The sequence below is a fragment of the Natronorubrum marinum genome (genome assembly GCF_052040125.1).
Lineage (GTDB): Archaea > Halobacteriota > Halobacteria > Halobacteriales > Natrialbaceae > Natronorubrum.
This window is the reverse complement of record NZ_JBPPFV010000001.1, coordinates 735,873-748,346: the sequence shown is the minus strand read 5'-3', so window position 1 is coordinate 748,346 and position 12,474 is coordinate 735,873. Positions and strand designations below refer to the sequence as shown.

Annotated in this window: 14 protein-coding genes; 3 read left to right on the top strand and 11 right to left on the bottom strand. The window is 65.1% G+C overall.

All coding sequences use genetic code 11. The annotated features are described in order from the left end of the window. Positions 1–200: 200 nt before the first annotated feature. On the bottom strand, positions 201–812 hold the full coding sequence (locus ACSFC5_RS03850; RefSeq protein ID WP_440763932.1) for an aminopeptidase: 612 nt from the start codon (positions 810–812) through the stop codon (positions 201–203). Positions 813–937: 125 nt separating this feature from the next. On the opposite strand from ACSFC5_RS03850, the gene ACSFC5_RS03845 reads away from it, so the two are divergent. Next, positions 938–1,369, top strand: a complete 432-nt coding sequence (locus ACSFC5_RS03845; RefSeq protein WP_440763931.1) for a helix-turn-helix domain-containing protein — start codon at positions 938–940, stop codon at positions 1,367–1,369. 116 nt (positions 1,370–1,485) lie between these two features. Next, positions 1,486–2,322 (top strand): lipoate--protein ligase family protein, encoded by an 837-nt coding sequence (locus ACSFC5_RS03840; protein WP_440763930.1) that lies wholly within the window; start codon positions 1,486–1,488, stop codon positions 2,320–2,322. A 100-nt stretch (positions 2,323–2,422) separates the two neighbouring features. Here the strand turns inward: ACSFC5_RS03840 and ACSFC5_RS03835 are convergent, their stop codons facing one another. From ACSFC5_RS03835 to ACSFC5_RS03825, 3 genes are all read right to left on the bottom strand, one after another. Next, positions 2,423–2,701, bottom strand: coding sequence for a hypothetical protein (locus ACSFC5_RS03835; RefSeq protein WP_440763929.1), 279 nt, complete (start codon positions 2,699–2,701; stop codon positions 2,423–2,425). A gap of 126 nt (positions 2,702–2,827) precedes the next feature. After that, positions 2,828–3,502: a class I SAM-dependent methyltransferase gene (locus ACSFC5_RS03830; RefSeq protein WP_440763928.1), complete on the bottom strand. Its 675-nt coding sequence runs from the start codon at positions 3,500–3,502 to the stop codon at positions 2,828–2,830. Between the two features lie 57 nt (positions 3,503–3,559). Next, the gene (locus ACSFC5_RS03825; protein WP_440763927.1) at positions 3,560–4,336 is read right to left on the bottom strand and encodes an NAD(P)H-hydrate dehydratase; all 777 of its coding nucleotides are present in this window, start codon (positions 4,334–4,336) and stop codon (positions 3,560–3,562) included. Positions 4,337–4,584: 248 nt separating this feature from the next. On the opposite strand from ACSFC5_RS03825, the gene ACSFC5_RS03820 reads away from it, so the two are divergent. Further along, complete coding sequence (locus ACSFC5_RS03820; RefSeq protein WP_440763926.1) at positions 4,585–5,217, top strand: phosphoribosyltransferase; 633 nt, start codon at positions 4,585–4,587, stop codon at positions 5,215–5,217. A 68-nt stretch (positions 5,218–5,285) separates the two neighbouring features. On the opposite strand, the gene gdhB is transcribed toward ACSFC5_RS03820, so the two are convergent. From gdhB to ACSFC5_RS03785, 7 genes are all read right to left on the bottom strand, one after another. Continuing rightward, positions 5,286–6,602 carry a glutamate dehydrogenase GdhB gene (gdhB, locus tag ACSFC5_RS03815; RefSeq protein ID WP_440763925.1) on the bottom strand — a complete coding sequence of 439 codons (1,317 nt, stop codon included), beginning with the start codon at positions 6,600–6,602 and terminating at the stop codon, positions 5,286–5,288. Positions 6,603–6,617: 15 nt separating this feature from the next. Then, the gene (locus ACSFC5_RS03810; protein WP_139171254.1) at positions 6,618–6,758 is read right to left on the bottom strand and encodes a rubrerythrin-like domain-containing protein; all 141 of its coding nucleotides are present in this window, start codon (positions 6,756–6,758) and stop codon (positions 6,618–6,620) included. A 91-nt stretch (positions 6,759–6,849) separates the two neighbouring features. Beyond that, complete coding sequence (locus ACSFC5_RS03805) at positions 6,850–9,816, bottom strand: bacterio-opsin activator domain-containing protein (protein WP_440763924.1); 2,967 nt, start codon at positions 9,814–9,816, stop codon at positions 6,850–6,852. 59 nt (positions 9,817–9,875) lie between these two features. Beyond that, complete coding sequence (locus ACSFC5_RS03800; protein WP_440763923.1) at positions 9,876–10,730, bottom strand: YihY/virulence factor BrkB family protein; 855 nt, start codon at positions 10,728–10,730, stop codon at positions 9,876–9,878. A gap of 304 nt (positions 10,731–11,034) precedes the next feature. Continuing rightward, positions 11,035–11,466 carry a peptide-methionine (R)-S-oxide reductase MsrB gene (gene msrB / locus ACSFC5_RS03795; RefSeq protein ID WP_440763922.1) on the bottom strand — a complete coding sequence of 144 codons (432 nt, stop codon included), beginning with the start codon at positions 11,464–11,466 and terminating at the stop codon, positions 11,035–11,037. 67 nt (positions 11,467–11,533) lie between these two features. Further along, positions 11,534–11,695, bottom strand: coding sequence for a hypothetical protein (locus tag ACSFC5_RS03790; RefSeq protein WP_440763921.1), 162 nt, complete (start codon positions 11,693–11,695; stop codon positions 11,534–11,536). Between the two features lie 150 nt (positions 11,696–11,845). Then, the gene (locus ACSFC5_RS03785) at positions 11,846–12,421 is read right to left on the bottom strand and encodes an HTH domain-containing protein (RefSeq protein WP_440763920.1); all 576 of its coding nucleotides are present in this window, start codon (positions 12,419–12,421) and stop codon (positions 11,846–11,848) included. Between the last annotated feature and the right edge of the window lie 53 nt (positions 12,422–12,474).

The following is a 12,474-nucleotide window of genomic DNA, read 5'->3' as shown; positions in this document are numbered from 1 at the left end:
TCCAGTTCTACCTGCTGTTCAGGCCGTGCGTCGTATCGTCACCGCCGCCGAGATAAATCGTATTTTGCGATATTAAATCGAATTTCGACCGACGGAACTCACGCTACGAGTGGTTTCTCCTCACTGGTGCAAGCTACAGGTTCATTGCCGAGCTCAGCTCTAGCGCTATCACAACGGGTCAGACAAGTGATCTCGCCGACTCACGGAATCGATCCGACTGCATCCGGGAAGTCAGCAGGAGTGTCCCACTCGAGGACTCGGCCACCGGCGGCTTCCTCGAGCGCCGCCAGATGGGAGGCAGCCATCCCGTTATCGTAGTGCTCTCGCATTTCCGCTTCGGTATCGTAGATTCGCTTTAGCAGCCAGAGCGCGTCCCGAATGCGAGTTTGGTACCGATACAGGAATCCGAGTTCCCAGACGTGCCCGCCGTTGTAGTCCTCGAGGACCCCGACGATATGGGTCGCCATCTCGGAGAGGATGTCGAAGGCGGGAGCCCACAGTTCGAGTTCCTCGCCCGTGAAGCCGAAATCCTCGAGGCGAAACGCAGTCGCTGCCCGCCGTTCGTCGAGGAGTGTACAGACTTCGGTTCGCCGCTTTCCGGGACCGTCGTCACCGCCACGACCGATTACTAGGTATCGTCGTTCCGAACGTTTGATCGCCGTAAATCGATCCCCGTGTAACCCGTTTTTCAACTGTTCGTGCTGTTCGGGTGTCGGCTGTAACTGATCGTCGTCGACGAGTTCGTCGGAATCCACGCCGTCGAGGGACGACTCGATCGGTTCGTCTCGTGGGAAGTCTTCGCTATTCGTCACGCTATTTCAGGATTAGTTGGACAACTAATATAGGTACTGCTCGATAAAACACTTCGGAAACGGTTAGTAAAACAGTTGATTCTATCGACCGAGTGTTTATGTGAGATGCCACCGTAGTGTCCGATATGCACCCGGAAACGACCCAACCAACCGACGGCGGTGAGCGAGGGCCCACGGACGGGTTCAATACGTGGCTTGCCCTCCAGAAATCGACGGAGAGGACGCGTGCGAACCTCCTCGCGGATATCGTCGGCCATCCAAAGGGCGCGCCGAGCGTCAAGGAACTGGACTACATGAACCCCAGCCTCGAGGCGGATGCCATTCGCCGCCACCTCAAGACGTTACAGGAAGTCGGGGTCCTAGAGGAACTCGAGGTCGAACCGGGAACGCGGGTTCGAGGCTATCCGTACAAGTTCTACCGCGTCAGCGAGGCGGCGCGGGAACTGTTCGACCGGAACGACCTCTTCCCCGAGGACCCGTGGACGCGACAGTACGAGCGAGTGCAGAAAACGGGTGAGATCGAGGAGCTCGAAGCGATGCCTCGTCCGAGCCCATAACGACTGTCGATATTGAACTGCGTTTCCGGTCTCACCGTCGTCGGGCGAACCGGATGCTCGGCCCGGCCACTCGGCGGGTCGCAATCACTAACTCGATTGCGAGCGACTGAACGGGTATGAGCGACCTCGCCGATCGAGAGTGGCGGCTGATCCGGGACGACCCCCGCGCGGGGGACGTACAGATGGCCGTCGAGGAAATCGCTGCGCGGACGGCCCTCAAGGACGACCTGCGAACCGTCCGGGTCTACTCGTGGGAGCCGAGCACGCTGTCGCTGGGGTATCGTCAGGATCCCGAGACGGTCGACTGGGACTACTGCGAACGCGAGGGGATCGACGTCACTCGCAGACAGACCGGCGGCGGCGGGATCTACCACGACCGCTACGCCGACATCTCCTATACGATCGTTGCGCCGGCCGACGAGGTGCCCGGGAATCTGATGGACTGCTACGATCTGTTTTGCCAGCCGGTGCTCGAGGGACTCCAGCGAATGGGCGTCGACGCCGACTTCGCGGGTGCCGAACAGTCGTCGATCTACCAGCCCTCCTGCTACCTTCGCGACATCAACCCGGCCCACGACGTGGTCGCGCCGGCGAGTTCGGGTGCGGACGCGAAGAAGATCAGCGGCAACGCCCAGTACCGCCAGCGCGACGTCGTCATCCAGCACGGCTCGATCAGCTACGACCTCGAGCCCGCTCATCACGTCGGCGTCTTCGATACCGATCTCGAGCACGAGACGTTCACCGACCGGGTGACGAGCATCCGTGAGGAAGCGGGGATCGACCGCGAGGAGGCCGTCGATACCCTGGGGTCGGCGCTCGGGGAGTGGTGCGACGCTGACGAATCGGAATGGCAGGCGGGCGAGCTCGAGGCCGCCCACGACCTCGCCGATCGGAAGTTCGGCGCCGACGCGTGGATTCGGAATCGAGAGGTACTCGAGGCGAGCGAACAGTAATCGCAGGCGGCGTTGTGACTACAGATCGATTCTCGAAAAGCAGAGCGGAGCGGTCGTCTCGAGTCGCATTACGGGCGATATCGTCTCAGTTCGACTCCGTTCAGTTGAGGATCGCCTTCCAACTCCAGCCGCCGACGATGATCAGGATCAGCGCGAGGACGAAGAACACGCCCCACTGCTGGCCCTCAGTCTCTGCGATCGGTGCGAGGATGTCGATGACACCCGTAAACTGCATCGCTGCGAGCATGATCAACAGCAGCGAGAAGATCGAGACGACGGCGATCCCGATCCAGTTCCGGGCCATCCACTGCCCTTCCTCCTCGGCTTCCTCCGTGGAGGTCGTGGTCGTCTCCGTTGGTTCTCGATCCGGTTCGGACATATACGGCTCTTGAACAGACTCGCGGGAAACGGTTCCACCTGCAGACTCCGGGTCGATGATGTCGACGGCGAAGCGAGTGCCTGCTCTCGAGACCGGTTCCCCTTCGAGAACGTCGAACCGGAGTTCCTATCCGAGCACGCCGTTCTGCCGGCGACGCAACGTTCCCCGAACGATCGGCGTTGCTGGGAAGACGCTGATATCGAGCCGATCGACTTCCTCGACGGCGAACGCGTCGTGGCCGACGAACCGCGCGACGGTCTCGCGGGTGAGGTGACAGCCGCCGGCGGTGCGCTTCCAGAGGGGATCGAGCAGTTCCTGGCCGGTTCCGCGCCAGCCGTCGGCGTGGACGTGCTCGAGAAAGCGGAACTCGCCGCCCGGTTTCAGCACCCTCACGACCTCCTCGAGCGCTGCGTCGGGGTCCTGTACGGTACAGAAGACGACGCCGGCGAGGACGACGTCGAAGCTGCCGTCGGGGTAGGGCAGCGATTCGGCCCGCGCATCACGGAGGTCGACATCGAGACCGGTCTCGCGTGCGGCGTCGACGGCTCGTTTGCGCATGTGTGGGTCCGGTTCGATCGCGTGGTACTCGAGGTCCCCCGCGGTGCCGTCGACGACGAACGGGAACATATCGCCGGTGCCACAGCCGAGTTCGAGCACCCGGCCAGAGAGGTCGCGCGCGAGGTACGCTCGCTGTGCCGTCAGTTGGTCCGGTTCCGGACACAGATCGTAGAGCGCGGCGAAGACGGGATGGGAGATTTCGTCCTCCGTCGTCGCCGCGGGTGGGGAGCGCTGTTCGGACATCTCGGTCGTACTGACGACGCGACGAGAGGTAATGGTTTCCCGTCTCGGCGACTCGCCTCAGCGAATCGTGTCCGGAATCCGATCGATCACGTCGGTCGCGAGGACGCCCGGACCGTACTCGGTCGTCGCCAGCTCCCCGCTCTTGCCGAGGATCCACGCGCCCAACTCCGCCGCGTTGCTGCGGTCCATCCCCTGCCCGAGCAGCGAGGCGGTGATCCCGGCCATCGTGTCGCCGGTTCCGGCGACCGTCAGCGCCGAGGTCCCTGTCTCGTTGCTCGTCCGTTCGCCGTCGGCGACGATCTCGTCGACGTTTCCCGTCAGCGTGACGACGGCCCCCGTCTCCTCGGAGAACGCCTCGAGGCTCCCGTAGGCGTCTTCGATCGGCTCGACCTCTTTGTCGCTGGGGGTGAGCACTGCACTCGAGAGGTCGGCCTCGAGGGCGGGTTCGATCGCGAGGGCGTCGATAACGGTCGGTACGTCGACGGTCTCGACAGCCCGGGAGACGGCGTCCGCGTCGGCGTCGACGAGACCCGGGCCGATCACGATCGCGTCGGCCCACTCGCTCATCTCGCGGGTGCGTTCGACCGCGCTCTCCTCGAACTGTTCGCCCGCGTAGCGGTCGACGAGCAGATTCGGTTCGTGACCCGCGACGATCTCGTAGATCGGATCGGCGACGAACGCCCGGACGTGATCCGAGCCGGTTCGCAGCGCCGCTCGGCCGACGAGCGCCGGCTGGTTGGGGTACTCGACGGCCCCGCCGACGATACCGACGCGACCGTTGTTGACCCCCGTTTCCTCGGAAATGTTCGAAAGCGTCTGCTGAAGACGGGCCATATCTTGTCTGTCTGGTCGTGACGGGTAGCCGTTCGGCAGGCGAGTTCCGGTCGCTTTGCGACGCTGTACGAAACGACCGAATACACACCCCGGCGGAATACTCTGTGTAGAATCGCTCGAGCACACGACAGCGCGCGCCATCGCAACGTGGCTGACCAACCCCGTTTGAAGACGTTGGCTGACGAGGGCGGCTCGACCCCGTCGTGTGCCACACCAAAGCATAGGCCGTCGCCGTCGTAGTGAGAGCCATGTTCGACAACAGAACCCACGCCGGCGAACGCCTCGGCGCCGAACTCGAGTCCCGCGGCCTCGACGCCGATATCGTCCTCGGAATTCCTCGCGGTGCGCTCCCCGTCGCCCGACCGGTTGCGGACGCGCTGGACGCAGGCCTCGACGTGGTAGTCGCACGGAAGATGGGCGCGCCGAAGAACCCCGAACTGGCGCTGGGAGCGGTCGCCAGCGACGGCAGCGTCTGGTACAACGAAGACCTCATCGATCGGCTCGGGGTCTCCGAGGACTACCTCGAGGAGGTGCGAGCGTCGGAGGCGAACAACGCGAGCCAGAAGGCCGATCGATACCGCGAGACGCCGGGACTGCCGGATCTCGAGGGGAAACGCGTGATGGTCGTCGACGACGGCGTCGCGACGGGCGCGACCGCGAGGGCCTGTCTCCGACAGATTCGCGAGGCCGGTGCCGAACACGTAACGCTCGCGGTTCCGGTCGGTTCGCCGCGCGGTCTCGCGGACCTCGAGGCCGAAGCCGACGAGGTGATCGCACTCGGGCAGCCCCAGTCGTTCCGCGCGGTCGGGCAGTTCTACCGGACGTTCGGGCAGGTAACCGACGCGGAGGCGCTCGAGTACCTCGATCGCGGTGATCGATAGGACGGAGACCGACCGGAGCCACCGTACTGATCCGTTCGGGGGAGTTCACCATCGACCGATCGACGCGATCAGGGCCACAGTCCGCGGACTTCGTGGGCCTCGGCGACCCGCGACAGCGCGACGACGTAGGCGGCGTCGCGCCAGGTCAACTCCTCGGACTCGACTTCGTCTCGTACGGCCGACCAGGCGCCGACCATCTCGGACTCGAGTTCCTCGTGAACGCGCTCGAGCGACCACTTCCGGCGGTTGATATCCTGAAGCCACTCGAAGTAGCTCACCGTCACCCCGCCGGCGTTGGCAAGGATGTCCGGAATCACGTGGACGCCGCGCTCCTCGAGGATGGCGGCGGCGGCGAACGTCGTCGGACCGTTCGCCCCTTCGACGACGATGTCCGCCGCGACGTCGGCAGCGTTGTCCGCGGTGAGGACGTTCCCGACGGCGGCGGGGACGAGAACGTCGACGTCGAGTTCGAGCAGGGACTCGTTCGATATCCGCGTGATATCGGTCGCCTCGGCCGCGTACGCGGTCACCGCCTCCGGCTCTTCGTCGTGGGAGGGGATCGCTCCGACCTCGATCCCGTCGGGGTCGTAGATCGCGCCGTTGACGTCGCTGACGGCGACGACGGTCGCGCCCCACTCCTCGAGCAGGCGGGCGGCGTTCGCGCCGACGCTGCCGAAGCCTTGGACGGCGACCGTGGTGTCGGAGAGCGGGTAGTCGTAATAGTCGCAGGTCTCGCGCGTGACGATGGCGACGCTGCGACCGGGCGCTTCCTCGCGGCCGTAGGAGCCGCCGACGACGGGCGGTTTGCCGGTGACGACGCCGGGGATGGTCTCGCCTTCCTGCATGCTGTAGGCGTCCATGATCCAGGCCATCGTCTCGGGATCGGTCCCCATATCGGGGGCGGGAATGTCTTTGGTCGGGCCGATTACCGACCGAATCTCCTGCGTGAACCGGCGCGTGAGTCGCTCCTTCTCGCCGTCGCTCAGCGACTTGGGGTTGACGACGACGCCACCTTTCGCGCCGCCGAAGGGAAGGTCCATCACGGCGCACTTCCAGGTCATCCACATCGAGAGGCCGACGCACTCGTCGCGCGTGACCTCGGGATGATACCGGAGGCCGCCCTTGTAGGGGCCCCGGACGCTGTCGTGCTGGGCGCGGTAGCCCGTAAAGACCTCGACGCTCCCGTCGTCGCGCTCGAGCGGGACTGTCACTTCGTGGACTTTCGCCGGGTGTTCGAGGCGCTCTAAAACGGACTCGTCGATCTCGAGGTGGGTCGCGGCGCGCTCGAGCTGTCTGCGCGCCGTCTCGAGTGCGGTTTCGGGTTCGGCCGTCTCGGTCGCCTGCTGCTCCTCGGTAGACACTGCGGACTGTTGGTGTGAAGCCATGAGATCAAAACTGAATTACTCGATCGGTGTTCGGCGATTGCGCATGTCGGCGCCGCAGTCGGGACAGCACGCGGCCGTCGTCGCGCGAACGACGGTGCCGCAGTCGAAACACTCGTAACTCGATACCTCGTCGGGGTTGAACTGGACGTCTTTCATGGGAGCGGTGGATATCGCATTTAGGAATAATAAGGATATTAGGAAAGATATATTCGTCAGATAGCTAGCGTCGGTGAGATACTGGGGTTCACTATTCAACTGCTGATACAGTGTTTGCCGGAAGTCCGATCTCGTCGAACAGGATCGTGAAGAGTTTGCGCTGAACGGTCCGGATGTGGCGGTAGAACGCGGCCGGCGAGATGCCCAGTGCGTCGGCGACATCCTCGCCCGACCGTTCTCGGGGTGACGTGAAGTAGCCGCTGTAGTACGCCAACTGGACGACCTCGAGTTGTCGCTCCGTGAGTCGCTCGAGCAGTTCGGACCGAAGATCGCGTGCCGTCGTCCGGTCGACGCTCCGTTTTGCGTGCAGGTCGACGTCGGCGAACGCGCTCGAGACGACGTCGACGCTGCCGCCCGCGTCGACTGTCCGCGGGACGTCGACGACGACGCGGGTCGCCTCCGGCGTCGCCTCGACGCTGCGCAACACGACGCCGTGGTCGGCGAGTTGTAGCGCCAGAAACGGCGGCGACAGTTCGAGAAGTACCGTCCCACCAGCCGTATCGGCAGAACCGCTACCGCCGTTTCCGTTGCCGTCGCCCTCGCTGTCGCTGTCATCGACATCAGGGCTGTCGATCACCTGTACGCCCTCGACGGCGACGAGATCGGCGGCTGCATCCACGACGGCCTGCGGAGAGCCACCCTCAACGGTCGTAAACACCGACGCCCCGTTCTCGTGGAGCCGAACGCCACCGTCGAACGAGAGGGTGCAGTCGGCCCGGCGAGCGAGCCGAGAGAAGACGAAGCTATCGTCGTAAACGTCGAACTCGAGGCGGGTCCGGGAGTCGGTCAACAGCGCCTGTTTGCGCTCGACGGCAGCGATGGCGGAGGCGATCGTCTCGCCGAGCTCCGCTAGAACCGTCCGCGTGACCCCGTCGAACGCGTCGGGCCGGTCGGCGTAGACCGTCAACACGCCGTAGGTGAACTCGTCGTACGCCAGCGGGACGCCGGCGACGGACTGGTACTCCCGCGACAGCGCTTCGGAACGCCACGGTTCGTCGCGGAGCCGATCGACGACGTTCGAAACCACCGTCACCTCGCGGGTGGCCGCCGTCCGGGCCGCGGGCTCGTTCGCGTCCGCCAGCGAGAGCGAGACGCCATCGAGGTACTCCCGTCCACGGCCCGTGCCGCCGTGGGTGTTCGCCTCGAGTCGTTCGTTCGCGACGTCGGTCGTGCCGATCCAGGCGAACGAGAATCGGTCGGCCGAGGTGAGTCGCTCGCAGACGGCCGCCTCGATTTCCTCGCGGGTTTCGGCCCGAACCAGCGCCGCGTCGATCTCGCGGATGATCTCGTTCACCCGGTCGAGCCTGGTGAGTTTGCGGTTCTGCCGCTGGAGCTCCCGGTCCCGTTCGCGGAGGGTTCGCTCCCGCGCGACGCGGTCGAGGGCCGCTTCGGCCGTCGCGGCGAGCAGATCGGTCAGTTCGCGCGTGACGTCGTCGAAGGCGTCGATCTCGGAGGAGCCGACGAGGAAGACGCCGTGATCGCCCAGCGGGACGACGCCGGCACTCCTGACATCGGTCGCCGGGTTCGCGAGCGCCGCCGAATCGGCGACGTCCGCGAAGAACTCGGCGTCGCCCTCGACGAAGACCCGCCCCGAGATGCTGTCGGCGTTCGCTCGTCGCGGTGCAAGCGGACCGTTGAGGCGGTTCAGCCCCGGGGACGAGGCGACCGGCTCGAGGACGTTCTCGTCCCTGTCGAACAGGTACGCGCCGCTGGCCTCGAGGTCGAGGACGTCGGTCGCGTCGTCGACGACGATATCGGCGATCTCGCGCTCGCTCTCGGCGTAGAGCAGTTCCCGTGCCGTGCGGTGGAGCGCCGTCAGCGCCTCCTCTCGCCGCTTGCGTTTCGTTACGTCCCGACAGCTGTAGAGGATCGTCCCGTCCTGAATCGAGACCTCGCGGACGTTGACCAACAGCGTGTGCTCCCGACCCGCCCGGTCGGTCGCCGTACACTCGATGTTCGTCAGCACGCCGTCTTCCTCAAGCGCTTCGTGGTCGTACAGCTCCGGCCCGAGCAAGTCGTCGATCGTCCCCATCTCGTGGATCGCGTCGTCGTCGTAGCCGAAGATGAAGTGGACGTTCGGGCAGACGTAGGTGAACTCGCCCGCGTCGTCCGTGATGAGGACCGTGTCGGTCATGTTGTTCAGCGTCACCCGGTGAAGCTCCTCCGACTCGCGGAGTTCCCGCTCGAGTGCGACGCGTTCGGTGACGTCGCTCGCCCGTGCGAGCAGGGAAACGACGGCCCCCGAATCGTCGCGAACCGGACGGATCGTCACCTCGAGGGTTCGCCGGTCGTCGGCGCTATCGTCTGCGCCTCCTCTCCCCACTTGCAGTTCCCGGTGGACGACCGTCCCGTTCGCCGCCCGTTCGACTGCGCTCCGGAGTATCGTCGATCCCGCCCCGGTGCGCTGCCACCACGCCAGTTCCGGAAACGGCCGTCCGCGCACGTCGGCTTCGGTTGCGTCGATCGCCTCGAGCGCGGGCTCGTTGGCCCGTCGAACGCTGCCGTCGGGGGCCAACACCCACGCGTACGTCTCCGGATCGTCGAACACCGCGCCGAACTGGCGCGCTCGCGCTCGACGGTCCCGACGGTTCGCACCGCGTTCGATCGCCCGCTCGAGCGCCGCTGTGAGAGCCGTCCCCGACCGCTCGCTCGGGACGTACTCCGTGACGCCCGCCGCGACGGTCTCGGCGGCGAGCGATTCGTCACCGTCACGCGCGGCGTAGACGATCGGCAGCTCGGGATCGCGCTCGCGAATCCGCTCGACGAGATCGATTCCGTTCCCGTCCGACGGCGGCTGAGCGATCAAGACGCAGTCGACGGGGCGTTCCTCGAGCGCCTCGAGCGCCGCGGCCGTGCTCGAAACCGTCTCGATGTCGCCGATCCCGTCGCTCGTGGTTTCCGTTCGGTCCGTCCACCAGCCCGTAGCCGTTCCGGCGTGCTCGGCGTCGAATCCGACGGCGAGTACTCGCGCGTCGTCGGCGATCCCTTCGGGAGCCATTCGTCGCGTGTACGGGCGCGAGGTGATAGAACCTATCGATTCGCCAAACGGTTGGTCCATCAGGCGTACTTCTGCCACACCTCCCGCATCGGGACCCAGCCGTCTTCGGGGTCGACGTGATCCGCGAGGACGGCGTTGAGGACGGCTCCGAGCAGGAGACAGAGCCCGCCGAGGTAGACCCACGTCAGGATGATCAGGATCGCGCCGGCGATACCGAAGAGCGCGATGCTCTCGGAGGTCGCGACGTAGATTCTGAAGCTGACCGCCAGGACGGTCCACGAGAGGGCGGTGAACGCCGTTCCCGGCAGAACCTCGCCGACCGAGACCTCGGGCTGGGGAAAGAAGTAGTACATCGGGAGAAAGACGGCCAGCAGGAGCCCGGCGAGGAGGACGCTGGTGGCGGCCGTCGCCAGGATACCGCCGACCAGTATCGAGAGACTGATCCCGACGACGCCGACCAGCATCACGCCGATCGCGAGCGTCGCCGTCGCGAGCGCGACGTTGAGCGCCGTCACGAGCGTCACCGTCGCCGCCGTGTCGACGTACGATTCGCGCTTTCGAGAGCCGTAGACGTCCGTAAACGCGCTGTTGACCGCCTGAAATAACCTGACCGCGCTCCACAGCAAGATGATCAGCGCAAGTAACGCGGCCCGCGTCCGATCCGCGCCGTTTCCGGCCAACTCCTCGATGCCGTCGTCGGTCACGACGCCCTCGAGACCAGCCGCCGACTCCAGTGCGGTCACCAGCGGCTCGAGTGCATCGACGAGCGTCACGGCGACGAGGGCCAGGATGACCAGCGGGACCAACGTGTTGAACCCGTGGTAGGCCAGTCCCGCGGACTTGACGCTGATCTGCCGTTCGCGGGCGACCGCGGCGACGTTGCGAGCGAGCGACGAGAGACTCGAGTCGGCCATATCTCGATATCGACGGCGCGCCGGATATCGATTGGGCCGGCAGGCAGGTGGGAACGCGTCTCAGCGCGACACGACAGCGATGAAAACGAGCGGCGAGAGGCGTTATTCGTCCGGCCGGACCGACTGCACGTGACCGACGACGCCGTTTTTGAAAAACCGTTGATGCCAAAAGGCCGCCGTTGTGGACTTCGTCCGCTCTGGCGGTGAAACGCCTCGCTCCGCTCGGTGTATGCTAGTCACTACTGCAACTGGCCACTAAGCCCGGCTACTGAGAACCAGTTCCAGAAAATCGATCGTTGATCAACTACTCGTCGTCGAACTCGAGCGCCGCCGAGTTGATACAGTAGCGTTTCCCGGTGGGTTCGGGACCGTCCTCGAAGACGTGACCGAGGTGGCCGCCGCAGTTCGCACAGAGGACCTCGGTGCGTTGCATTCCGTGGCTGTTGTCCGGTCGGGTTTCGACGATATCGTCGTCGGCGTCGTAGAAACTCGGCCAGCCGCAGCCGGACTCGAACTTCGTCTCGGAGTCGAACAACTCGGTTCCGCAGCCCGCACAGGCGTAGCTCCCGTCGTCTTTGTGGTCGACGTACTCGCCGCTGAACGGCGCTTCGGTTCCGGCCTCGCGCAGGATGCGGTACTGTTCCTCGCTCAGTTCCTCCCGCCACTCGGCGTCGCTCGAGGGGAGGTCGGCGTCGGACTGGCGGTCTCGGGATTGCTTGTCGGCGTCGTGTTCCATAGGCTCTCCTACGGGCGAGAGACTCAAGAGTCTGTCCGCATCCGTTCCCGCCCGCGCAACCGCGTCTCTATCGGCTCGTGATAACGTCCGTGCTCTCGCAGTCAGGACACTGGGTCATCCGACCCAGCTTCGGGACGTCGATCCGACGCCAGGCGTCGTCACCGCCGGGGGCTTCGAAGCCACAGTTCCGACACCGTGACGGGCCGAACGTGACTGATTCACCTACCATACACGAAATTATGGTATAGAATGGCATAGTAGTTGTTCACGGCGAGCGTGAACGTTCCGAACCGCTACCGTACGCGGCGCTAATTTGGGTCGAAACGAGCGAACGTCGAAGAACCGGCGACTGCATCCCCCCACAGTCGATCGCCAGTCGTCAGTCGGAACTCGGCGAAAACGGTTCGACACGGCGCTGTCCGTAGCCGGTCGCGCCGCCGGACGGCCGGTCGGTCATCACTTCGTCGCGTCGCCGATCACCGTTGGCCGACAGCGCCTGCTCCGTCTCCGCGACGAGTGCGTCGAGTCGGTCGAAGACGTCGATGGTCCGTTCCTCGGTCCGGCAGGGGGCAACGTGGACGAGTTCGTCGTCCTCGTCGAACTCCGCGAGCGCGACCGTCGGGAGCCGCCAAACGTCGTGAGACGTCCCGGTAATCGTCGACTCGACGTGCGTGTTCCGGAAGAACGGCTCGAGCTGGCGGCCGGTGTCGGCCGCCCACCGCTCGAACGCCTCGAGGCGCGTTTCGATCCGCTGGAGTTGTGGAATGCGAGCCGTGTAAGCCGTCTGTTCGACTTCTTTGCCCCAGACGCCGACCTCGACCGATTCGATCGGCTCGCTCGACTCGAGTGCTTCCAGTCGCTCGAGGGCGCGTTCCTGGGTCGGCCCGGCGCTCGCGGGGGCGAACGATCGGATCCAGAGTTCGACTGTCGCTGGGGTGGATGTAGGGGTCGACACGGTGTCGTGGCTGTCGGCAGAAACGTACAAAAGTGTTGCCTCAGCTATCAATA